Raw genomic sequence first — 21,684 nt, forward strand, 5'->3', positions numbered from 1 at the left:
TAGACGATCCCGGCACCAGGAGGACAGGCTGTCCAGGCCACGCAGTATCGAGCCGTCGCACCCGACTGCGGCGCGCGCCAACGCGGCGAACCCCGTTGAGGGCGCAACCAAGGCAAGCCACAAGATCGTCGTGCCGAACAGTATCGACATGGTCTCCCTGCTCGGCGCCGGGGACGAGTTCCTGCGCGTGATCGAGAAGGACTTCGACGCCGACATCCTGGTGCGCGGTAACGAGATCACGATGACCGGCGATCCGGCCGAGCTCGCGCTCGCCGAGCGTCTGATCGACGAGCTGGTCGCGGTGGTCCGGATCGGCCAGGGGCTGACCGCGGACTCCGTCGAGCGCAGCATCGCGATGATCAAGGCCGCCACCGCCGAGAGCCCCGCCGACGTGCTGACGCAGAACATCCTGTCCAGCCGCGGCCGCACCATCCGGCCGAAGACGCTGAACCAGAAGCGCTACGTCGACGCCATCGACAAGAACACGATCGTGTTCGGTATCGGTCCCGCCGGTACCGGCAAGACCTATCTGGCGGTCGCCAAGGCCGTGCAGGCGCTGCAGGCCAAGGAGGTCAACCGGATCATCCTGACCCGGCCCGCGGTCGAGGCCGGCGAGCGGCTGGGCTTCCTGCCCGGCACGCTGTCGGAGAAGATCGACCCGTACCTGCGGCCGTTGTACGACGCGCTGCACGACATGCTCGATCCGGAGTCGATCCCGCGGCTGATGACGGCCGGCACGATCGAGATCGCGCCGCTGGCCTACATGCGCGGCCGCACGCTGAACGACGCCTACATCATTCTCGACGAGGCGCAGAACACCTCGCCCGAGCAGATGAAGATGTTCCTCACCCGGCTCGGTTTCGGCTCGAAGATGGTCGTCACCGGTGACGTCACCCAGGTGGACCTGCCGACCGGGACCAACTCGGGCCTGCGGGTGGTGCAGAACATCCTCGAAGGCGTGAAGGACCTGACGTTTTGCCGGCTCACCGCGCACGACGTCGTCCGGCACAAGCTGGTCGGTCGCATCGTCGCGGCGTACGAGGAGTTCGAGAACACCGGCGAGCCGCGGGCATGAGTGGAACGCCTGGCGTCTGGGGTTCGGTAGGTTTGGCGGCGTGAACGTCGAGGTCAACAACGAGTCCGGCGTCGATGTCGACGTCAACGGATTGATGCAGCTCAGCCGCTTCGTGATGGACGCGCTGCGTATGCACCCGGAGTGCGAGCTGTCGATCAAGCTGGTCGACGAGGACACGATGGCGCGCTACCACGTGGAGTTCCTCGACCTGCCGGGCCCGACGGACGTGATGTCGTGGCCGATGGATGAGCTGCGCCCCGGCGCGGAGGACGCCGTCGACGGCGACCAGCCGCTCGGGCATCTGGGCGATATCGCCCTGTGCCCGACCGTGGCCGCGGCCCAGGGCGCGAAGGCCGGGCACGGTACGTGGGCCGAGCTGGAGCTGCTGACAGTGCACGGCATCCTGCACCTGCTTGGTTACGATCACGCCGAGCCGGCCGAGAAGGCCGAGATGTGGGACATTCAGGGACGCCTGCTCGAGGCCTGGCGAGCCCCCGGGAAAACCGCGGAGTGACACTCGTGTTCCGGCTTGAACCGCTCGTGTTCCGGCTTGGAGGTCTGCTGTGACGTGGGATGACGGCGCGCTGCTGATCGTGGCGGCCGTGCTCGTACTGCTCGCCGGGCTCATCGCCGGTGCCGAGGCGGCCGTCTCGTCGTACTCGAAGGTGCGGGCCAACGAGCAGGTCGAACTCGGCAACACCCGCGCGATCCGGTTGCGCACGCTGCTGGAGGACGCGCCGCGCTATCTGAACAGCCTGCTGCTGTTCCGGCTGATCTTCGAGATCACCGCCATCGTGCTGGTCACGCAGGCGCTGTCCGAGGTGCTGAGCGTGACCTGGCAGCACATCGCCGTCACCGCCGCCGTGATGGTGCTGGTGTCGTACGTGATCATCGGGGTCGCCCCGCGCACCCTGGGCCGGCAGCACTCGGACCGGTTCGCGATGATCTCGGCCGGGCCGATCATGGCGCTGACGTCGGTGCTCGGCCCGTTGCCGAAACTGCTGATCCTGCTGGGCAACGCGCTGACCCCGGGCAAGGGCTACGCCGAAGGCCCGTTCGCGACCGAGGCCGAACTACGCGCGCTGGTCGACCTGGCCGAGAAGTCCTCGGTGATCGAGTCCGACGAGCGCCGGATGATCCACTCGGTGTTCGAACTCGGTGACACCATCGCCCGCGAGGTGATGGTGCCGCGAACCGACATGGTCTTCATCGAACGGCACAAGAAGCTGCGCCAGCTCACCTCGCTCGCGCTGCGCAGCGGGTACTCGCGCATCCCGGTGATCGGGGAGTCCCTCGACGACATCGTCGGTGTGGTCTACCTCAAGGACGTGATGCGCCGCGTCTACGACAACGCCCAGGCCGAGTCGACCGAACGGGTCGAGTCGGTGATGCGGCCGTGCATGTTCATTCCCGACTCCAAGCCGGCCGACGAGCTGCTGCGCGAGATGCAGGCCGCCCGGATGCACGTCGCGATCGTGGTCGACGAGTACGGCGGTACCGCCGGGCTGGTCACGATCGAGGACATCCTGGAGGAGATCGTCGGCGAGATCACCGACGAGTACGACGAGGCGCCGGACTCCGCGCAGGCCCTTGCGGACGGCGCTTACCGGGTCTCCAGCCGGTTCCCGATCGACGAGCTGGGCGAGCTGTTCGACGTACCGCTCGACGATGACGACGTGGACACCGTGGGCGGTCTGATGGCCAAGCTGCTCGGCAAGGTGCCGATCCCCGGCGCCGAGGTCGAGATCGAGGGCCTGTCACTCACCGCGGAGCGGCCCTCCGGCCGCCGCAACCAGGTTGGTACGGTGCTGGTCCGCAGGCTCACCGAACCCGAGCCAGCCGAATTCGCCTCCGCTGCACCCCATCCCTAAGGACTCGTGTGTTGGAAGTACCGGCCGAAGACGCCAAGCTCGTCACCCTCGCCCGCGCCAGCCGGGCCCGGACCCGTGCCCAGGAGGGCGCGGCCGTTCGCGACACCGACGGCCGGACATACTCCGCCTGCACGGTCGACCTCGGCACGGTTCAGCTGACGGCCCTGCAGTTGGCCGTCGCGATGGCGCTCGCGTCGGGGGTCAAGGGGCTGGAAGCCGCCGCCGTGGTCAACGACGGCGGTTCTGTCGATGTCGAGGTGGTGCGGCACTTCGCCGGCGCGGCTCTGCCGGTTGTTGTTGCCGATGGCAACGGAGAGGTTCTAGATGTCATCCACACCTGAGTTCCGCAGTGGATTCGCCTGTTTCGTGGGTCGCCCGAACGCGGGCAAGTCGACGCTGACGAACGCGCTGGTCGGCCGCAAGATCGTGATCACCTCGTCGAAGCCGCAGACCACCCGGCACGCCGTTCGCGGCATCGTGCACAAGGACGACGCCCAGCTGATCCTGGTCGACACCCCGGGTCTGCACAAGCCGCGCACGCTGCTGGGCGAACGCCTCAACGACATCGTCAAGACCACCTGGGCCGAGGTCGACGTGATCGGCATCTGCCTGCCGGCCAGCGACAAGATCGGCCCGGGCGACCGGTTTCTGGTCAGCGAGGCGGCAAAGGTCGCCCGTACGCCGAAAGTAGCGCTCGCCACCAAGGCGGACCTGGTCTCGCCGGAACGGATGGCCGAGCATTTGCTGGAGATCGGGCGGTTGGGCGAGGCCGTTGGCATCGAATGGGCCTCGGTGATACCGGTTTCGGCGACCAGTGGCTTCCAGGTCGACCTGGTTTCGGACGAGCTGGCGAAGTTCTTGCCGGTGGGCATGCCGTTGTATCCGGACGGCGAGATCACGGACGAACCCGAGGAGACGCTGGTCGCGGAGTTGATTCGCGAGGCGGCGCTCGAAGGGGTCCGCGATGAGCTGCCGCACTCGATCGCCGTACTGGTCGAGGAGATGAATCTGCGCGAGGGGCGTCCTGAGGACAAGCCTTTGCTGGATGTGTACGCGAGCCTGTACCTGGAGCGCGACAGCCAGAAGGGCATCATCATCGGGCACAAGGGTTCGCGGCTGGCGGACGTCGGCGCGCGGGCACGGACCCAGATCGAGGCCCTGCTCGGTACGCCGGTCTACCTGGATCTGCACGTGAAGATCGCGAAGAACTGGCAGACCGACGCCAAGGGATTGCGCAAACTCGGCTTCTAGGTTTCGCACCTTCTACTGCCTGGGCCTGTTTTCGGGCCCAGGCAGTTTTGCGCTCTGCCTGGTATTTATTAGAGGTCGGCGGGGCGTTGGTAGTCGATCGCGCGGGCGACGACGCGGTAGCCGATCTGGTCGTTGACGGCGATCATGTGGGCGTTGGACTCCGCGTTCCAGGTGTCGACCTGCTCGACGGTCGGCGCCGCCTCACGCAGCCAGCGGATCATGCCGATCTTCACCAGCACCCCGAGGCGGTGGCCCCGGTGGTCCCGCGCGACGGCGGTATCGGCCTGCATACCGATATGCGGCCGCTGCTTCTCCACGCCAACGGTCGAATGCCCCGCCAGTACGCCGGTCTCGCGATGCCGGGCGATCACCCGGTACAGGCGACGGCCCCGCGCCTTCTGCGCGATCTCGAATCCCCTGAGCCGCTCCGGCGAATAAACGTCATCCTCGATCTCGAGGTCATCGGTCGGCGCGTCGTTGATCGAAGCGGTCAACGTGACCATGTCGTCGAGCATCTCTTCGGGCAGATCACCGACCAGCGTGATCAGCTCGTAGTCCTTCGCGGCCGCGACCGCTTCGTCGTACAACCGCTCAACCGCCGCCCAATCGACGTTCTTGAACTCCTGGCGCCGATTCACCTCTACCGATTTCGCTTCAAAGCCGAGCTTTTTCGCGAACGCGTCCGCTTTGGGCAGATCCCACTGCGCGAACCCCCACGACTTACGCCCGAGCCGCCTAGCCTCGGCAAATCCGAACTCCATCAGCTGGCTACCGATACCCCGGCCGCGGTACTCCGGGTGCACCTCGACCTCGAACCAGGCGAGATTCGTGTTGTCGTACGTCGGTGCTTCAACCGTTAGCAAGCCGACCGGAACCCCATCCACGCTGGCCAACCAAGCCCGCCCAGGATCCCCATCCCACCCGTACTTCAACTTCCCCGCAAACGTCTCCGGCGTATCCCGAACCACCGCCGGCACATCCACATCCCCAGCCGCCCCCATCACCCCCACGGCCGCAGCACACCCAACCCCGTCCTCCGCCACCAACTCAACAATCTCCACCCCCAACCATCCCCCCAACCCCCCACCCCCGCACCCCATTTACCCCGCCCACCCGCGCGCCACCTCCCCTATCCAGTCCAACCCCAGCGTCCCGCCGTCACCTCACACCCACGTGCCCGCCCACGCCGCCCCTCCACCCCGCCCAGGCGGCGCTGCGCCGCCTACCCCGCGCGCTCCCGGACCTGCGCCCCTCCGCTCCGCCTGCCACGCCCATCCCTCTCCCGTGCCCAACCCCGTGCGCTGCCGCCACCTCACGCCCACCATCTGCCCACGTGCGACCCAACATGTCCGTCCGTTGCTGCCCGCGGCCCGCCATCTGTCCAGCCCCCGCCCGCGCCCACCCTCCGGCTTCCGCACCTCCTTCCCACGCCCCGGCCTCTACCCCCAGCTCGCCGGGCGCCAGGGTTATCCACAGCCTCCACGCGGGGGCTGACCTGGATCCTCGGATATGGCACTCTTCTAAGGAGTCACTGATTGTGTTCGTTCCGTAACGGGGGTTGTCTTGCCGAACTACCGCGGTCTTTTCGCCGCCCTCGCCACCACCCTGGTCTTAGCCACCAGCGCCTGCGCCGAAAACCCCCAGGCCCCGACCCTCACCCCGACGCCAACCACCGCTACGCCCTCGGCTCCCCCCACCAGCGCAGCCCCCACCGCATCGCCAACCCCACAGCCACCCGCGATGCCACCCGCCGCCAAAGCCAAGTCAAAACCCGGCCTAGAAGCCTTCGCCCGCCACTGGCTCGATGCGCGCTCCTATCTTGTTAAGACCGGGGATTTCCGCCCCTTCAGTGCTCTTAACACGGCAGCGTGTGAATGGTGCGAAGACATTGTCCAAGTCTTCGGTGGCGTCTATAAGGCTGGCGGGCGATACGAAGGGGACCTGCAGGCGCGTCTTGTCGAAGTCCAGTTGGCGAACCTCGCTGGATCCAATCTTGGGTATGTGCAGTTCCGGGCAGACATTCCTGGATATGTGAAGGTGTCTAAGCGTGGCGCGTCGCCGGAGCCTAAGAAACCAGCCACCCTTGATTACACCCTCAACCTAAAATTCGTCAAGGATTGCTGGTTGGTAACGCGCGCGACGTGGGACGTGGTCGAGGGCGGCTCATGATGATCGAGCGCGTGGTTAGAGCATTCACGCTGCTACTTGCGACGGTTCTCCTATGCGCTGGCTTGCAGTCCGCATGGAGTCAAGCCGCTAGTGTCGCTTGCCCTGACGGCTTCCGATGGGTTCCTGGGAAGCTGATCGTCGGCGGTGTAGGAGACGATGTCCAGATCCGGGCGCGCCGCACGCAAGGGAAGTGTGTCCGAACTGCAGGTTCCAATGCGGTCGACAAGAGCGGAGATTCCACCGGCAATGGGAAATCGCTGCCATCGTCGATAACTGAAAGGGTTAGGGTTTCGGCCTGTGTGACGCGTGCGCCCGATCAGAACGGAGACTTTCCGACTGGTGTGGACATGTGCTCACTCGGCAGCGACCGATGTAACCCCGAAGGCACTCCGATTGATCAGCGGCAATGGAACTTTCGGGTGTGGGAGCGGGAGCGACATGGTCCTCCCGACTACACGCGAGCAGACCCTTGGGTGGTGGCCGGTTATGAGTGTTATCGGCCCGACCAGCTGCATCCGGACGAGCTTGATCAACTACCCGAGCGCGTGCTTACGTGGGTGGATGTTTATGACGCGGTGAAGAATGAGGTTGCGGCGAAGAAGACCGTCCTGGTGCAGCCGGCGGGGAGGACGTTGGTTAATGCGGAGACGGTGTTTTCGACTAGTGGGGAGCGCTGGAGGAAATACGGGATTGTGTTGTTGGGGTTCAAGGTTGATGTGGAGGGAAGGCCTGCGCGGTACCTGTGGAACTTTGGCGATGGGGAGAGTGTGACTACCACCTCGCCGGGGCGGCCTTATCCGGCGAAGGACATCACGCATAAGTACGCCCGGAGGGCTGAGCGGCTCGGGGTCAGCGTGACCACGACGTACGAGGTTAGGTATCGCGTGGATGGCGGGGAGTGGCGGGACATCGAGCAGCCGTTGACTGCGGTTGGGCCGGTCACGCCGCTTGGTGTGCGTGAGGCTGTGCCGGTTTTGGTTGACCCTCAGCGTTGAGTCCAGTTTGGGCATGGTCAGGCGTGCTTGCGTCGCCCCGCCGGTACGGACGACGGCTAGCGCGGGTTTGAGGCACCCTTGTCTGCGCTTCGCCAGCGCGGCCGATGACGGCCGCCGCGGCCAGCTCGACGGACGGTCAGACACCTTGCCCAAAGGCCGACGACCGAGACCCAAGCCCGATGCCCGAAGACCCAAGCACGAAGACCAAAGGCCGAAGCCCGGAGGCCATAGACCAAGCCCGAAGCCCGACGGCCGAGGACCAAGGCCGAAGACCAGATGTCGAGGGCCAAGGGTCGGGCGATGGGTGGTGATGGTGTGGGGTGAGCGATGGACTGGTGGAGTGGTTAGGCCATGCCGTAGGTGTGGGTGGGGGTTAGCGTGAGGATTAGGCGGCGTTCGGCGACCATGGCGGTGCGGTAGTCGGGCCAGTCGGGGTGTTCGCGGTCTGCGGCTGCCCGGTAGAGGTCGATGAGGCTTTCGACCACGTCGTCGTGGGGGTCGGCGGCTACGGGGGAGAGGTGGGCGTCGCCCTCGGCTACGACGTACGAAGCGCCGCCCGGGCCGTTGACGTAGAGGCTGGCGCGGGGGTCCCGGCGGAGATTGGCGGTTTTCGCGCGGTCGGCCGTGAGGGAGACGCGGATCAGCCGCGGTTCCGGGTCGAAGGCGTAGGTCACGTTGGATAGTTGTGGTCGGCCATCGCGCTTGATGGTCGTGAGTACGCCGAGTCCGCGCTGTCCCAGCAGAGCCAGAAGTTCATCCTTGAGCATGCGAAAAGGTTAGAACTTCAACTGCGATTGAAGGCAACGATCTCACCCTGAGCGAACACCCGGTGACCGCCTGTCAAGACGCCAGTGTCTTGTCAGATGGACGCCCGGTTTTCGAATCGCGACGGACCGGGCCTAGAGTGGCTGGCATCATGCGGCGCCACGTTCTCCTCCTTCGTTGCCGCGGCGAGGCCTGACGCAGGCCGGTTCCCTCGCCGCGGAGTTTCGTCGTACGCCGGTCTCACCCCGTGCGCGTTACCTCAGAGGAAGAACCTAAAGATGGCCCCGAAGAACCAGCCTCAGCCCGTTCAGCAGCCTTCAGGTATGCCGATTCACCGCTACCAGGCTTTCCCGCCGATCGATCTGCCCGACCGCACCTGGCCGGCTAAGACGATCACGCAGACCCCGCGCTGGCTGTCGACCGACCTCCGCGACGGTAACCAGGCCCTGATCGAGCCGATGTCGCCTGCCCGTAAGCGGCGCATGTTCGACCTGCTGGTCCGGATGGGTTACAAGGAGATCGAGGTCGGTTTCCCCAGCGCCAGCCAGTACGACTTCGACTTCGTGCGCAGCCTGATCGAGGGTGACGCGATTCCCGAGGACGTCACGATCTCGGTGCTGACGCAGGCCCGGGAAGAGCTGATCGAGCGTACGGTCCAGTCGCTGGAGGGCAGCCCGAAGGCGACCATCCACCTGTACAACGCGACCGCGCCGCTGTTCCGCCGGGTGGTCTTCAACGTCGACCGCGCCGAGTGCCTGAACATCGCGGTTCGTGGCACCGAAATGGTGATGAAGTACGCCGACGAGATGCTGGGCGATTGCGAATTCGGCTACCAGTACAGCCCCGAGATCTTCACCGGCACCGAGCTCGACTTCTCGCTGGAGGTGTGCGAGGCGGTCAGCGACGTCTGGCAGCCCGCCGAGGGCCGCGAGATCATCCTGAACCTGCCCGCCACGGTCGAGATGTCCACCCCGAACGTGTACGCCGACCAGATCGAGTGGTTCGGCCGTCAGCTGACCCGGCGCGAGTTCAGCACGATCAGCCTGCACCCGCACAACGACCGGGGTACGGCCGTTGCCGCGACCGAGTTGGCGCTGATGGCCGGCGCGGATCGGGTCGAGGGCTGCCTGTTCGGACATGGCGAGCGCACCGGCAACGTCGACCTGGTGACGCTGGGCATGAACCTGTTCAGCCAGGGGATCGACCCGCAGATCAACTTCTCCGACATCGACGAAATCCGCCGTACGGTCGAGTACTGCACCCAGATGCGAGTACCCGAGCGCTCGCCGTACGCCGGTGACCTGGTTTACACCGCCTTCTCCGGCTCCCACCAGGACGCGATCAAGAAGGGCCTGGAGGCGCTCGACAAGCAGGCTGCCGCCGAGGGCGTGCCGGTTTCCGAGATCGCCTGGGAGGCGCCGTACCTGCCGATCGATCCGAAGGACGTCGGCCGCAGCTACGAGGCCGTGATCCGGGTCAACTCGCAGTCCGGCAAGGGCGGCGTCGCGTACATCATGAAGTCCGAGCACCGGCTCGACCTGCCGCGCCGTCTGCAGATCGAGTTCAGCCGCGTGATCCAGCAGCACACCGATGCTGCGGGTGGCGAGGTCGGGCCTCAGCAGATGTGGGAGATCTTCTCCACCGAGTATCTGTCCTCGGGGCGCTTGTCGCTGCTGACGGTCAACTCGACCTCGGGCGAGGGCCAGAGCGACATCCTGCGCGTGCAGGTCTACTCCGATGGCGTACCGCACGATCTGGTGGGCGAGGGCAACGGTCCGGTTTCGGCGTTCGTGGACGCGATCAAGCCGCTGAAGTACGACGTTCGCGTGCTGGACTACCACGAGCACGCGCTCTCGTCCGGCGGAGACGCCCTGGCGGCGGCGTACGTCGAGTGCGAGGTCGGGGATGAGGTGTTCTGGGGAGTCGGCCGGGACGCGAACATTCTCACTGCGTCGCTGAAGGCGGTCGTTTCAGCGATCAACCGCGCGCACCGCTAGAGCATTGTGCGGATCCGGGCCTCCGGCGTTGGAACTTCGTGAGAAGCCACGCCGGGGGCCCGGCCGCGTTCTAGCGTCGAAGGCATGGACCATGTGCCGTTGTTCGTGCCCACCCGATCGACTTGCGGCGGCGAAGGCCTCGTCGTTCAGCTCGGGCATCTGCCGTCGGGGCGCCGGGTGGGAATCGCCTTCACTTCGCTTGCACGCCTACGTACGGCGAGTGGGCCGACGCAGGACTGGATTCGGCTGTACGACGACGCGCTCCGGTTGATTCTCGCCGGACTTGGTGTCAACGCCGTGCAGGTTGATCCGGAGCGGGTCTGCTTGGTCCAGCGTGATCCACAGGGCGAGCAGGGCGAAACCAAAAAATGTCGGAGCCGGTCGCTAGCGTGAGGTCTGGAAGTTCAACCAGACAAGCGATCGGAGGCGCTATGACTGGAACGGATGCTAAGTCCGTCGCCATTAGGTATGTGGATTCGTGGACCACGGGTGATCTCGAAACCACTCGGTCCCTGCTGCACGACGATGTCAGGTTCGTCGGCCCTCTCGGCACGGCGGAGGGGATAGCGGATTGCCTGAAGGGCCTTGAGGGCTTGGTGAAGGTCGTGAAATCCGCCGATCGAAAACACGCCTTCGCGGACGGCGATGACGCGTGCGTGATCTACGACCTGAACACCGAAGGCGCGACGCTGCCCACCTCGGGGTGGTTCAAGGTCAGAGACGGGCGGATCAGCGCGATACGGGTGTTCTTCGACCCGAGGCCACTGTTTGGCTAGCCCCTGAAACGGCTCGAGCCGTCACCAAGTCGCAGGCCGCCCGCACGGCGGCAGGCGAGACTCTGCCGTGCCGCCGATCGCGAGCGACCCCGTCGATCGTTCGGGTGATGATCCTGGTGGGTGTGGTCAGAGGCGCCGGAGCCAGGTGAGATGTCCCTCGTCCATGGCGGCGTGGGCGTCTGCTGCGTCCGCGACGTTCGGATCGTGGGTCGCGATGAGTACGGCGGCGCCGCGGTGGGCCTCGCGGCGGAGCAGGGTGAGTACGCGCTCGCGGTTCGTGCCGTCGAGCTCGCTGGTGGACTCGTCCGCCAGGATCACCCGGCCGCGCTGGGCCAGGCCGCGCGCGACGGCGACTCGTTGCTGCTCGCCGCCGGAGAGTTCCTCGACCAGGTGGTTGCCGCTGTCCTCGAGGCCGACGTCGGCGAGGGCGTCGGCGATGATGCTGTCGATGGTGTGCAGGGTTTCGTCGCGCTCTTCACGGTCTTCCTCGTCGGCGTCTCCGCGTGCGCGGCGGAGGACGTTTCCGAGGTCGGGGGCCGCGAGCAACGGAATGGTGAGGTTCTCGCGTGCCGTGAGGACCCGAGCCAAGCCGTTGCCTTGTGGGATCAGTACGACGCCACGCGCGGCGGCCTCGGGACGGCTGGTGACGGGGGTGCCGTCGAACTCGACTGTTCCCCACGTAGGAGCTACTGCTCCCGCGATCGCCCACAGGAGGGAGCTTTTGCCTGCGCCAGAAGGGCCGCTGACTGCGATGAACGCGCCGAGCGGTACGTCGAGGCTGACGTCGGCCACCGCGACGATGCCGGCTTCAGCGCCCGATCGACCTGCAACACCGGCATTTGCGGATGAACCAGCCCCGGCGTTGGCGTCGGATGGAAAACGCGAAGGAGGGGCGGTGGTGCCTGAGGGTGGGGTGGTTGTGCCAGAAGGGTTGTAGCGAACGGTCAGGTTGCGTACGGAGATCATGACGGGTCCTCGTTCTCGTCCACCGGGGTGAGCCGGACCTCGTTGTCGACGGTGGTTACGCGGAGCAGGGTGCCGGGCGGTAGTAGGTCCGCGACGTGGGGCGGGAGCGGCAGCGAGCCGTCCGTGGCGACCACGGCGAACTCCTCGCCGGAGCGGCCTTCGGAGGCGATGCGGCCGTCGCGGATGGTGATCGTGCGCGGCAGTACGGCGGCGACGTCGGGATCGTGGGTGATCAGCAGGACGGTCATCTGGGTCTGGGCGTTGACTGTGCGGATCGCCTCGATCACCTCGTCGCGTGCGCGGTGATCCAGTTGGCTGGTCGGCTCGTCGGCCAGTAGCAGGCCGGGGAAGGTTGCGATGCCGACGGCAACTGCCGCGAGTTGTACCTGCCCGGGCGTGAGGCGGCCGAGCGGTGTTCGTGCGTGGTCGGCGAGGCCTACCAGGTCGAGTACTTCGAGGGGCGTTGGTAGTTCCCGCCAACGGTTCGGCCCGAGCTCAGCCCAATCGCCCGACAGCCCCGCAGGGTTGCCGGGCTGGCCTGCCCGGGCGGCGTGTTTCAGGGCGCGGCGGGCGGAGCGCGGGGTGGCGCGTTGGGCGGCGCGTTGGGCGAAGCGGACGTTGTCTTCGGGCGTCAGGTACGGGACCAGGTTGCGCCCTGCGCCCTGGATGACGATGCCGACGTCGCCGGCGCGCATGTTGTCGAGTTCGGGACCGGTCATCTTCGCGACGTCGTGATCGCCGATCCGTAGCCGCCCAGCGCTCGGCTGGATCAGCCCGCCGCACAGTTGCAGCAGGGTCGACTTGCCCGCGCCGGACGGCCCAAGCAGACCGACGAGTTCGCCCGGGCGGATGGCGATGCCGATACCCGACAGGGCGGCGACGTCGTGACCGTCGCTGCGATAGAGGTGCACCAGGCCGTGGGTGGTGATGGCCAGTCCGGTCACAGTTCCTCCCGGATCCGCGGGTAGGTCGCTCGCCGGCTGACCGCCGTACCGAGCAGAAGGGTGGTCACGGTCAGTACCAGCGTGCCGATCAGCCAGAGCCCGATCGCGACCCCTCCGTTGAGGCCGAGATCGAGTGGTACGGGCGAGGGCGTGGTGGTCTCGGCGAACAGCGGTATCAGTGGCAGGGCGATCTTGGCCCCGACCACGCCGCACACCGATCCGAGCAGTACGGCGATCGCGACCGGCCCGGTCTGTTCCCAGCGTGCCGCCCGGCCGGTTACCGCCGCGGGAACGCCCGCGATCCGCAGGCTGGCGTAGTCCTGGGCGCGGGATCGCCACGAGGTGACCACCATCAGCAGCAAAACGATGATCGCCAGCGACCACCCCGCGATGCCGACCACGGGCGTGAGCTGGAGAGCGAGGGCGCTGGCGGATCGCGCGTACGCGGCGGTGCGGTCATCGAGCCGGTCCGACACCGCGGGTGTGAGTCCGGCGGCCCGGAGACCCGTGAGGATCTCGTCGAGATGGGCGACGCCTTCGGCGTTCAGCCACAAGTACGACGAAAGCACGGAGGGATCGGGCGAACCACCCAAGCGCCGTACGTTGGCGAGATCGACCACCGCCGTCGATCGCAACAACCGTGGAACGGGTGCCAGCTGAGGCTGGACGGATTGCAGCGGCATCGCGAAACCGTCCAGGCCGGGTGCAGTCGAGCCCTCGCTGAAGGGGAAATCGGGAGTCACCAGGGCCGGCATGATGACCGGGACGGACGCGTGCTGGACCGCGATCGCGTTGCCGTGGTTGGTGAAACCCAGGATCAGGCCGCCCGGTTCGGCTCTCGGCTCGATCACCTCCTCCTGGATCGTGCCGCGCATCGGCTGCCAGTCCTCGGTAGCACCGAGGTCCACCTTCGGCTGGACGTCGGTGGACACGTTGGTGATCGCGACCTCGCCCTGCAACCCGGCCACATCGCCCAACTGGCGGGCGATGCCCAGCCGCAGCAGACGGCAGCCTTGTTTGCAGTCCATCGGGGCCGACACCTGCACGGGTTTTCCGGCCCTGAGCGGCACCGGGCCCATCCGCATGATGTAGCGCCCGCCGTCGGCAGCCACGATGACCGCCTCGATATGCAGCGGCTCGGCTTGTTCCAGCGGCGGAGGCGGCGTGCCATCGTTCGTCGGTAACGGCACCGTGCTCATCTGGGACGGCGTCGCGATGATCCGCAGCCGGCTGCCCTTCACCTGCACGCCGTTGTCGGCCGGAGCCCGGACCTGCTGGAAGCCGGCTTCGTCGGTGATGCGGTCGCCGCGGTAGGCGATCCGGCGGAAGCTGTCGAGCTCGACCATCATGGTGGTGAGCGCATTGTGCGATGCCGGTATGCCGAGCAAAACGGGTGTCACCCACTTGCGCTCGGGATCGACCGTCGCGAGTGCCTTGTCCAGCTTCGGCAGATCCGGCACGCCCAAGGTCAGAACGGCCTCCGCCCCGGTCTCGTATCCGGCACGGAGATCCCGGTTGTCATCGGCCACGAATGCCGCCTGGCCGGCGAATGAGACGAGTGCGCTCGCTACAGCCACGATCGCCACGATCCGGGTGACAGCAGGGCGTCGAGCCACCTGCAGCGCGCCAAGCGCCAATCCGAGGCGTCCGCTGTTCATGGAGCGCCGACTCACTACCCCGGCCAACGGCAACAGCAGGTGGGCAAAGGCCAGTCCGACGGCCAGAGCGAGCAACGTTGGGGTGAGGATCGGTAGCGGGCCACGGCCGTCACCCGTGAGTGCAGCCACTAGTCCGGCCGTAGCGAGCACGATGACCGACAAGTCGATCGCGCCGAGCGTGCGGCCTCGGCGGCGGGGGACAACTCGGCGGAGCAGGGTGGAGATCGGCTGCCGAACAACGGCTTGCACAGTCCAGAAGACGACGGCTAACCCGGCAATGGCTGCTGCGACGAGTGCTGCCGCCACTGTCCACGGGAACTCAAGCGGCGCGCCACCGTCGAGCCAAGTCTCCTGAACCACGAGCGTTAGTCCGAAGCCCACAAGAAGGCCTGCCAGCATTCCAGCTAGTACCGGCCCTGCTAGTTCTACCGCCAGCAGCCAGCCGGTCTGGCGTTGCCGGAGACCTCGGAGCCGGGAGATCGCCAGTTCGGGCCGACGCTGGTCCACCACTGCTGAGAGCGCTAGAGCAAGTACGACGACTCCGAATAGCGCCACCTGCACCATGACGAGCGGGATGATCGTGGTGGCCTGACGGCGCTCGGCCGACAGCGAGTCCACCAACCCCGGGAAGCTCGTGAAGTTGCCGACCTCCTGGTTCTTCACTGCCCCGGCTGACTCAAAGCTGGTACTCACGGCCTTGAGCAGGGCGAGATCGTCCACCCGGACCTTGCCCGGGATCGGCGCGGTATCGACCGTACTGAACTGGCCCCACGACGGGGTGCTGTCAAAGGTTGACCGATCCGTCAGCAGGAAATCCGACTGCGACGGCTTGTCCTCGCGCACGACGGAACGGCCGGTCGGCGTGACTCCGAACCAGTACGGCTCCAGTTCGTTCTTCGGTCGGTAGATCCCGACTACGGTGAGTCGACCGCCGCCGGAGTACTTGGTCGGCGTGGCCTTGAGTGTCATCCCGGGTTTCGCCCGGTAGTTGCGGACATCAGTCGTCGACAGTGCAACCTCGTTCGGAGCTTTCGGGCAGCGGCCCTTGGTGAACTCGAGGTGCGCGCAGAAGTTGTCGCGCCACGCCAGCCGGCCGAGGGCGCCGAGACCACCCGCAGTAGGTTCCCAGCCGATGTCGGTCTTGTACCCGTGCACAGGCGCCTCGAGCATGGCGGCCGCGTCAGAAGGGATCAGCTCGGTGAGCTGCTCCGGCGTGGGAGCCCTCTGGGCGCCGACCGTGCTAGGTGCCGGACGGCCTTCGAGATACCAGGCGGCAGGTAGCCTCTGGACGGTCAGCATCTCCGTGACTACGGTCTGTTCCACCGATCGGGCGAACCAGGGCGCGAAGGCCGCGCACGTGCCGATCAGCATGCTCACGCCCGCGAGCACACACGTTTGCCACAAGCGATAACGAAGCGCTTGCCTGAGAAACACCAAAGCCCCCAGCCTGCGCCACCACCGCGGCCGCGCACGTGCCGCAACCTACGGTCGAGGCGGGCCGGTTCGCCAGATAGTTTCGGCGGCGCCCGGACACCGTCGTCGTACCGATGCGAAGATGTTGCGCAATCAGTATTCATCTTCGTAAACCTGCCCCTTGAGCGGTCGTGAACCTGCCCTCTGAACGGTCGTGAACCTGCCCTTCCGGGCGCTGGCGAGGCACGGCCGGTAAGTTCGGAGCATGCGTGAATCCCAGCTCGGAGAACTGACGGTTTCCTGTCTTGGCCTCGGCTGTATGGGCATGTCGCAGTCGTACGGCGTGCAGACCGACGAGGACGAGTCCATCGCCACCGTGCACGCCGCGATCGATGCGGGCTGCACCTTCATCGACACCGCCGACGTCTACGGATCGGGTCACAACGAGTCGCTCGTCGGCCGGGCGGTGGCCGGGCGCCGGGACGAGGTCGTGATCGCCACCAAGTTCGGCCTGCAGTGGGGCAACACCTCCGGCGGCATGCCGACCGGCGTCAACGGCTCCCCGGAGTACGCCCGCAACGCGCTCGACTCATCCCTGAGCAGGCTCGGTGTTGATCACGTCGATCTCTGGTACCTGCACCGCAAGGATCCGGCCGTGCCGATCGAGGAGACCGTCGGCGCGATGGCCGAGCAGGTCAAGGCGGGCAAGGTCCGCTATCTCGGGCTGTCCGAGGTGAACGGCGACACCGTGCGCGCGGCCCACGCGGTGCACCCGATCAGCGCGGTGCAGAGCGAGTGGTCGTTGTGGACGCGCGACCCGGAAACGGCGGTCCTGCCGACGCTGCGTGAACTGGGCATTGGGTTCGTTCCGTTCAGCCCGCTCGGCCGTGGCTTCCTGACCGGCCAGATCCGCACGCCGGACGACTTCGAGCCCGACGACATGCGCCGCCAGCTTCCGCGCTTCACCGGGGAGAACTTCCAGCGCAACCTCGACCTGGTCGACAAGGTGCGCGAACTCGCGTCCGCCAAGGGTGTGTCCGCCAGCCAGCTGGCCCTGGCCTGGCTGCTTGCCCAGGGCAATGACGTCGCGCCGATCCCGGGCACGAAGCGCCGCAAGTATCTCGCGGAGAACCTCGGCGCCGCGGACGTCGTACTCACGCAGGACGATCTGACCGCGCTCGAGCAGGCCTTCCCGGCCGACGGCATCGCAGGCGAGCGATACGCCGAGGGCGCGATGGGGCTGGTGGAACGGTGATCGGCATCACCGGCGCGACCGGGCAGATCGGCGGCCGGGTGGCTCGCCTGCTCGCGGCCGAGAGCAGGACCCAGCGCCTGGTGGTCCGCGATCCCGCCCGCGCGCCGGAACTGCCCGGCGCCGAGACGGCCCAAGCGTCGTACGGCGATCATCACGCGCTGCTCAACGCCTTGGACGGCATCGAGACCCTGTTGATGGTCAGCGCCGCCGAATCGGCCGACCGGTTGTCGTTGCACCAGGCCACGATCGACGCGGCGGTCGCGGCCGGCGTACGGCGGATCGTCTACACGTCGTTCCTCAACGCGGCGCCGGATTCCACCTTCACGCTGGCGCGGGATCACTGGCACACCGAGCAGCACCTACGCGCGGCTGGCGTCGAGTTCACCTTCCTGCGTGACAGCCTCTACCTGGACTTCCTGCCCGACATGGTCGGTGAGGACGACACCATCCGCGGGCCCGCCGGTGAAGGCCGGGTTGGCGCGGTGGCGCGCGCCGACGTGGCGGATGTCGCCGCGCGGGTTCTGACGAGCGAGGGCCACGCGGGGCGTTCGTACGACCTGACCGGGCCCGAGGCGATGACCATGGCCGAGGTGGCGGCGCTGCTCACGCAGGCCTGGGGCCGTCCGATCAAGTACCACGCGGAAACGCTCGACGAGGCGTACCGCTCCCGCGAGCGGTACGGCGCTCCCTCGTGGGAGGTGGCCGGCTGGGTCACGTCGTACGCCGCGGTGGCGAGCGGTGAGCTGGCCACGGTGTCGGGTGATGTCGAAGCGCTGACGGGCCGTCCGCCGTTGAGCCTGGCGGCTTATCTCAAGAATGTCGACGAGGGGTGAGAGACTGAGCGGGTGCCGCTTTACCGTGACGAAGCCGTCGTGCTGCGAACCCAGAAACTGGGCGAGGCCGACCGGATCGCCACGCTCCTGACCCGCTCGCACGGCAAGATCCGCGCGGTCGTCAAGGGCGTGCGGCGTACGTCGTCGCGGTTCGGCGCCCGGCTCGAACCGTTCATGCACGTGGACCTGCAGCTCGCCACCGGACGCACGCTCGACGTCATCACCCAGGCGGTTACCATCGGGCCGTACGGCGAGCGCATCGTCGGCGACTACGCGCGCTATACGGCGGGCACGGTGCTGCTCGAGACGGCCGATCGGCTGGTCGTGGAGGAGAAGGAACCAGCCACCCAGCAGCACCTGCTGCTCGCCGGGGCCCTCCGGGTGCTGTCGACGGGCGAGCGTGAACCAGGGCTGGTGCTCGACTCGTTCCTGCTGCGCTCACTCGCGATCTCGGGTTATGCGCCGTCGTTCGAGGATTGTGCCAAGTGCGGTGAGGGTGGGCCGCATCGCGCGTTCAACCCGGCCGCCGGTGGCATGGTCTGCGCGAGTTGCCGTCCGCCGGCCTCGGCCATGCCCGCGCCCGGAACTGTCCGATTGCTGGCCGCGCTGCTGACCGGCGACTGGCCCGTGGCCGAAGCGGCTGAGCCGAGATCGCGTCGCGAGGCCAGCGGGCTCATCTCGGCGTTTGTCGCATGGCACCTCGATCGCCAGCTGCGTTCCCTGCCGCACCTGGACCTGACCTCCTCGATCGAGCTCGACCGGCCCAACGCGGTCTGACCCACAGCATCGGTCCCGCGGCGCCGCCCGGCCTCGCGGCGACGGTCTGGTCGGCATCGGCGCGTGATCGGCCGCTCGCAGGCTCGCAAAGGTCGGCCGCTCGCGGGCTCGCAAAGGTCGGCCACCTCCGGGCCCGCGGAGTCGGCCGCTCGCAGGCTTGTGAAGCGGGTGAGGCAGACTTGCGGGATGGCTCGGTTGACGCGACGGCGCAGTGTGGAAACGGTTGGTCGGCGGGAGTTCGTGGCGCCTGATCCGCATCCGTCAGGAGCCCGGCCGCCGGAAATCCCGCCGGAGCTGGTGCCGAAGCACGTCGCGATCGTGATGGACGGCAACGGCCGCTGGGCCAAGTCGCGCGGGTTGCCGCGTACCGAAGGCCACAAGATGGGCGAGGCCTCGCTGCTCGACGTGATCAAGGGCGGCATCGAAATCGGCGTGAAGACGATCTCGGCGTACGCCTTCTCCACCGAGAACTGGTCGCGTTCGCCCGACGAGGTCCGGTTCCTGATGGGCTTCAACCGGGACGTGATCCACCGCCGCCGCGACGAACTGGACGCGATGGGCGTACGGGTCGTGTGGTCCGGACGGCGGCCACGGCTGTGGAAGAGCGTGATCTCCGAGCTGGAGGACGCGCAGGAACGGACCAAGGACAACGATGTGATCACGCTGCAGTTCTGCGTGAACTACGGCGGCCGGGCCGAGATCGCCGACGCGGTACGGGACATCGCGACGGATGTTGCCGCGGGCAAGCTCAGTCCGAACCGCGTGACCGAGCAGACCGTCGCGCGCTATCTGTACCACCCGGAGATCCCCGAGGTGGACCTGTTCGTCCGGTCGTCGGGGGAGCAGCGGACGTCGAACTTTCTGGTCTGGCAGTTGGCGTACGCCGAGATGGTCTTTCTCGACACCCTGTGGCCGGATTTCGATCGGCGGGACCTGTGGCGCGCGATCGAGATCTACGCCCAGCGCGACCGCCGTTACGGCGGCGCCAAGTAGGCCAACGCGGGCGGTCAGCGGCGGCGGGGGGAAGGCAGTAGGCCGCGTTCGATGGCGGTGGTGACAGCTCGGGTGCGGTCGTCGACGTCGAGTTTGGCGAACAGGCGCTGTAGATGCGTTTTCACCGTCGCCTCCCCGATGAACAACTCCCGCCCGATTTCCGCATTGCTCAGCCCGCGCGCGACCGCCGCGAGGACCTCCAGTTCGCGCGGTGACGGAACAGCCGCGGCCGAAACCGGCGTACGCATGCGAGACATCAGCTTGGCCGCCACCGGCGGGGCCAGTACGGTTTCACCCCGGGCGGCCGCGCGGATGCCGTCGAGCAGTTCGGCGTGCGGGGTGTCCTTGAGCAGGTAACCCGTCGCGCCGGCCTCTACCGCGTGCAGGATGTCGGTGTCCGTGTCGTACGTCGTGAGCACGAGCACCTTCGTCGCGGGATAGGCCGCCACGATCGCGCCGGTCGCGGAAACCCCGTCGCGGCGCGGCATGCGCAGGTCCATCAGGACCAGATCCGGCCGGGTGGTCTCGACCACCGCGAGGGCCTCTTCACCGTCACCCGCCTCGCCGACGACTTCGATGTCGTCGGTGACGCCGAGCATGCCGATCAGTCCGGAGCGAACCACCGGGTGATCATCGACCACCACCACCCGCACGACGCTGGTCATTCGCCGGCCTCCGGCTTGGTCCTGGGGATGAGCACCTGCACCCGCGTACCTTGCCCGGGAGTGCTCTCCACTTCAACCGAGCCGCCCGACTCCTCGACCCGCCCCCGCATCGCCGCGAGCCCAAAACCAGCCGCAACCTGACCACCCGCGCCCGAGCCGCCCGAGCCGCCGACGCTGTCCGAGGTTGGTCGGGGGCCGGCAGCTTGTCCGGACCCGGCGAGCAGCTCGGACGGTGAGAAGCCCTGGCCGTCGTCCCGGATCTCGATGCCCACGCCATCCGCCGAAATCCCCAGCCGGATCCGCACCTGCGTTGCCCCGGCGTGCTTGCGTACGTTGGCCAGCGCCTCCTGCGCCGCCCGCAGCAGCACCACCTGCTGCCCCTGCGGCAGGGCTGTCACCTCGTCGTCGGCCATATCCAGCTCGACCTGTACGTCGACCCCGGTCTCCGCGGCGAACCGGGCGGCCTGCCGGCGCAGTACCTCGGTCAGGTTCGCCCCGGACAACGCGATCGGAGTGAACGCGGCCACCAGGGCCCGGGCCTCCGCGAGATTCTCCCGGGCGGTGTCCTCGATGGCGACGAGTCGCGCGATCGCCGGGTCGGTGTCACCGCGCTGGAGTTCGACCTGGGCCGCCTGCGAGAGCATCACGATGCTGGTCATGCCCTGCGCCAGGGTGTCGTGGATCTCCCGCGCCATTCGCTCCCGTTCGGCCATCACCCCGGCGGTGTGATGAGCGTCGGCCAACTGGTCCCGGGCGGCCTCGAGTTCGTGGATCAGTTCGGCCCGTTGCTCGCTCTGGTTGATCACCCGCTCGATCCACAGGCCGAGCATCGCGCTGGCGATGAGGCTGACCGTCATCCAGGGCATGTTCTCGCGAACGGACTGCCAGCTGAAACCGTCGACGGCGATCTGGGCCAGTCCGACGGCGAACAGCAGGGCGACGCAGTAGGCGACGCCCTCACGCGTTTGCTCGCTCAGCAACCACATCTGCGGGGTGATGATGAAGAGCAGAAAGATCGATTGCGGATAGATGTACGCCGAGAACGTGATCAGCGCGATCAGGATGATCCGGTACAGGTGTGAAGGCAGCCGCCGGCGCGAGATCGAGGCGGGTTGTCCGATGAAGTAGTGGGCCAATGCCATCCCGAACAGTGCCGCCACGAAGCCGATCCGATGCGGAGCAGCCATCTCGGTCAGGAACGAGAGCAGCAGAGTCGAGCCGAGCAGCGCCCAGAAGACCAGGTGCCAGGCTGTCAGGGACTTCACCCAGGCATCCTGCTCA

21 protein-coding genes are annotated in these 21,684 nt (G+C 67.2%); 14 read left to right on the forward strand and 7 right to left on the reverse strand.

Translation table 11 applies throughout. The features are described from left to right. The first annotated feature begins 148 nt into the window (after nt 1-148). The 5 genes from ACFFGN_RS01450 to era are packed head-to-tail and all read left to right on the forward strand — an operon-like array spanning nt 149 to nt 4,197. Complete coding sequence (locus ACFFGN_RS01450) at nt 149-1,075, forward strand: PhoH family protein (protein WP_380043649.1); 927 nt, start codon at nt 149-151, stop codon at nt 1,073-1,075. A 40-nt stretch (nt 1,076-1,115) separates the two neighbouring features. Further along, entirely contained in the window at nt 1,116-1,589 is a 474-nt protein-coding gene (ybeY, locus tag ACFFGN_RS01455) for an rRNA maturation RNase YbeY (RefSeq protein ID WP_380043387.1), read from the forward strand. A 49-nt stretch (nt 1,590-1,638) separates the two neighbouring features. Continuing rightward, entirely contained in the window at nt 1,639-2,946 is a 1,308-nt protein-coding gene (locus ACFFGN_RS01460) for a hemolysin family protein (RefSeq protein WP_380043388.1), read from the forward strand. A gap of 8 nt (nt 2,947-2,954) precedes the next feature. Continuing rightward, nucleotides 2,955-3,287, forward strand: a complete 333-nt coding sequence (locus tag ACFFGN_RS01465; protein ID WP_380043389.1) for a cytidine deaminase-like protein — start codon at nt 2,955-2,957, stop codon at nt 3,285-3,287. Continuing rightward, nucleotides 3,271-4,197: a GTPase Era gene (gene era, locus ACFFGN_RS01470; protein WP_380043390.1), complete on the forward strand. Its 927-nt coding sequence runs from the start codon at nt 3,271-3,273 to the stop codon at nt 4,195-4,197. Before ACFFGN_RS01465 ends, era begins: the two co-directional genes overlap by 17 nt. A 68-nt stretch (nt 4,198-4,265) precedes the next feature. On the opposite strand, the gene ACFFGN_RS01475 is transcribed toward era, so the two are convergent. Continuing rightward, complete coding sequence (locus ACFFGN_RS01475; RefSeq protein WP_380043650.1) at nt 4,266-5,198, reverse strand: GNAT family N-acetyltransferase; 933 nt, start codon at nt 5,196-5,198, stop codon at nt 4,266-4,268. A gap of 739 nt (nt 5,199-5,937) precedes the next feature. Here ACFFGN_RS01475 and ACFFGN_RS01480 point away from each other — a divergent pair. Both ACFFGN_RS01480 and ACFFGN_RS01485 read left to right on the forward strand, forming a co-directional pair. Beyond that, on the forward strand, nt 5,938-6,366 hold the full coding sequence (locus ACFFGN_RS01480) for a DUF6318 family protein (RefSeq protein WP_380043391.1): 429 nt from the start codon (nt 5,938-5,940) through the stop codon (nt 6,364-6,366). Nucleotides 6,367-6,842: 476 nt separating this feature from the next. Next, complete coding sequence (locus ACFFGN_RS01485) at nt 6,843-7,361, forward strand: PKD domain-containing protein (RefSeq protein WP_380043392.1); 519 nt, start codon at nt 6,843-6,845, stop codon at nt 7,359-7,361. Nucleotides 7,362-7,705: 344 nt separating this feature from the next. Here ACFFGN_RS01485 and ACFFGN_RS01490 read toward each other — a convergent pair whose 3' ends face one another. Then, a complete protein-coding gene (locus tag ACFFGN_RS01490) occupies nt 7,706-8,128 on the reverse strand; it encodes a PPOX class F420-dependent oxidoreductase (protein ID WP_380043393.1) in 423 nt (140 codons plus the stop codon). A gap of 276 nt (nt 8,129-8,404) precedes the next feature. Between ACFFGN_RS01490 and leuA the strand changes: the two genes are divergently transcribed. From leuA to ACFFGN_RS01505, 3 genes are all read left to right on the forward strand, one after another. Further along, nucleotides 8,405-10,123: a 2-isopropylmalate synthase gene (leuA, locus tag ACFFGN_RS01495; RefSeq protein ID WP_380043394.1), complete on the forward strand. Its 1,719-nt coding sequence runs from the start codon at nt 8,405-8,407 to the stop codon at nt 10,121-10,123. An 84-nt stretch (nt 10,124-10,207) separates the two neighbouring features. Then, nucleotides 10,208-10,516, forward strand: a complete 309-nt coding sequence (locus tag ACFFGN_RS01500; protein WP_380043395.1) for an SAV_915 family protein — start codon at nt 10,208-10,210, stop codon at nt 10,514-10,516. A 38-nt stretch (nt 10,517-10,554) separates the two neighbouring features. Next, the gene (locus ACFFGN_RS01505) at nt 10,555-10,899 is read left to right on the forward strand and encodes a nuclear transport factor 2 family protein (RefSeq protein WP_380043396.1); all 345 of its coding nucleotides are present in this window, start codon (nt 10,555-10,557) and stop codon (nt 10,897-10,899) included. Nucleotides 10,900-11,025: 126 nt separating this feature from the next. Here ACFFGN_RS01505 and ACFFGN_RS01510 read toward each other — a convergent pair whose 3' ends face one another. The 3 genes from ACFFGN_RS01510 to ACFFGN_RS01520 all read right to left on the reverse strand — a co-directional run bounded on the left by ACFFGN_RS01510 (nt 11,026) and on the right by ACFFGN_RS01520 (nt 15,838). Continuing rightward, nucleotides 11,026-11,691, reverse strand: coding sequence for an ATP-binding cassette domain-containing protein (locus tag ACFFGN_RS01510; protein ID WP_380043397.1), 666 nt, complete (start codon nt 11,689-11,691; stop codon nt 11,026-11,028). 170 nt (nt 11,692-11,861) lie between these two features. Further along, complete coding sequence (locus tag ACFFGN_RS01515; RefSeq protein WP_380043398.1) at nt 11,862-12,809, reverse strand: ABC transporter ATP-binding protein; 948 nt, start codon at nt 12,807-12,809, stop codon at nt 11,862-11,864. Further along, nucleotides 12,806-15,838, reverse strand: a complete 3,033-nt coding sequence (locus ACFFGN_RS01520; protein WP_380043651.1) for an FtsX-like permease family protein — start codon at nt 15,836-15,838, stop codon at nt 12,806-12,808. Before ACFFGN_RS01520 ends, ACFFGN_RS01515 begins: the two co-directional genes overlap by 4 nt. Before the next feature lie 307 nt (nt 15,839-16,145). On the opposite strand from ACFFGN_RS01520, the gene ACFFGN_RS01525 reads away from it, so the two are divergent. The 4 genes from ACFFGN_RS01525 to ACFFGN_RS01540 all read left to right on the forward strand — a co-directional run bounded on the left by ACFFGN_RS01525 (nt 16,146) and on the right by ACFFGN_RS01540 (nt 19,738). Beyond that, nucleotides 16,146-17,135 carry an aldo/keto reductase gene (locus ACFFGN_RS01525; RefSeq protein ID WP_380043399.1) on the forward strand — a complete coding sequence of 330 codons (990 nt, stop codon included), beginning with the start codon at nt 16,146-16,148 and terminating at the stop codon, nt 17,133-17,135. Further along, on the forward strand, nt 17,132-17,968 hold the full coding sequence (locus tag ACFFGN_RS01530; protein WP_380043400.1) for an SDR family oxidoreductase: 837 nt from the start codon (nt 17,132-17,134) through the stop codon (nt 17,966-17,968). Before ACFFGN_RS01525 ends, ACFFGN_RS01530 begins: the two co-directional genes overlap by 4 nt. Before the next feature lie 12 nt (nt 17,969-17,980). Beyond that, nucleotides 17,981-18,745, forward strand: a complete 765-nt coding sequence (recO, locus tag ACFFGN_RS01535; RefSeq protein WP_380043401.1) for a DNA repair protein RecO — start codon at nt 17,981-17,983, stop codon at nt 18,743-18,745. A 186-nt stretch (nt 18,746-18,931) separates the two neighbouring features. Further along, nucleotides 18,932-19,738, forward strand: coding sequence for an isoprenyl transferase (locus tag ACFFGN_RS01540; RefSeq protein WP_380043402.1), 807 nt, complete (start codon nt 18,932-18,934; stop codon nt 19,736-19,738). A 14-nt stretch (nt 19,739-19,752) separates the two neighbouring features. Here ACFFGN_RS01540 and ACFFGN_RS01545 read toward each other — a convergent pair whose 3' ends face one another. Further along, a complete protein-coding gene (locus ACFFGN_RS01545; RefSeq protein ID WP_380043403.1) occupies nt 19,753-20,403 on the reverse strand; it encodes a response regulator in 651 nt (216 codons plus the stop codon). Further along, nucleotides 20,400-21,668 (reverse strand): sensor histidine kinase, encoded by a 1,269-nt coding sequence (locus ACFFGN_RS01550; RefSeq protein WP_380043404.1) that lies wholly within the window; start codon nt 21,666-21,668, stop codon nt 20,400-20,402. The genes ACFFGN_RS01545 and ACFFGN_RS01550 overlap by 4 nt, the downstream gene beginning before the upstream one ends. Nucleotides 21,669-21,684: the final 16 nt, after the last annotated feature.

Source organism: Kribbella deserti (genome assembly GCF_042434725.1).
Classification (GTDB): Bacteria; Actinomycetota; Actinomycetes; order Propionibacteriales; family Kribbellaceae; genus Kribbella; species Kribbella deserti.

Coding starts and splice junctions, on each gene's coding strand:
- ACFFGN_RS01500 (WP_380043395.1), top strand. CDS start 10,208: ATGGACCATGTGCCGTTGTTCGTGCCCACCCGATCGACTTGCGGCGGC.
- ACFFGN_RS01505 (WP_380043396.1), top strand. CDS start 10,555: ATGACTGGAACGGATGCTAAGTCCGTCGCCATTAGGTATGTGGATTCG.
- ACFFGN_RS01540 (WP_380043402.1), top strand. CDS start 18,932: ATGGCTCGGTTGACGCGACGGCGCAGTGTGGAAACGGTTGGTCGGCGG.
- ACFFGN_RS01520 (WP_380043651.1), bottom strand. CDS start 15,838: ATGCTGATCGGCACGTGCGCGGCCTTCGCGCCCTGGTTCGCCCGATCG.
- ACFFGN_RS01525 (WP_380043399.1), top strand. CDS start 16,146: ATGCGTGAATCCCAGCTCGGAGAACTGACGGTTTCCTGTCTTGGCCTC.
- leuA (WP_380043394.1), top strand. CDS start 8,405: ATGGCCCCGAAGAACCAGCCTCAGCCCGTTCAGCAGCCTTCAGGTATG.
- era (WP_380043390.1), top strand. CDS start 3,271: ATGTCATCCACACCTGAGTTCCGCAGTGGATTCGCCTGTTTCGTGGGT.
- ACFFGN_RS01450 (WP_380043649.1), top strand. CDS start 149: ATGGTCTCCCTGCTCGGCGCCGGGGACGAGTTCCTGCGCGTGATCGAG.
- ACFFGN_RS01475 (WP_380043650.1), bottom strand. CDS start 5,198: ATGGGGGCGGCTGGGGATGTGGATGTGCCGGCGGTGGTTCGGGATACG.
- ACFFGN_RS01490 (WP_380043393.1), bottom strand. CDS start 8,128: ATGCTCAAGGATGAACTTCTGGCTCTGCTGGGACAGCGCGGACTCGGC.
- ACFFGN_RS01480 (WP_380043391.1), top strand. CDS start 5,938: ATGCCACCCGCCGCCAAAGCCAAGTCAAAACCCGGCCTAGAAGCCTTC.
- ACFFGN_RS01545 (WP_380043403.1), bottom strand. CDS start 20,403: ATGACCAGCGTCGTGCGGGTGGTGGTGGTCGATGATCACCCGGTGGTT.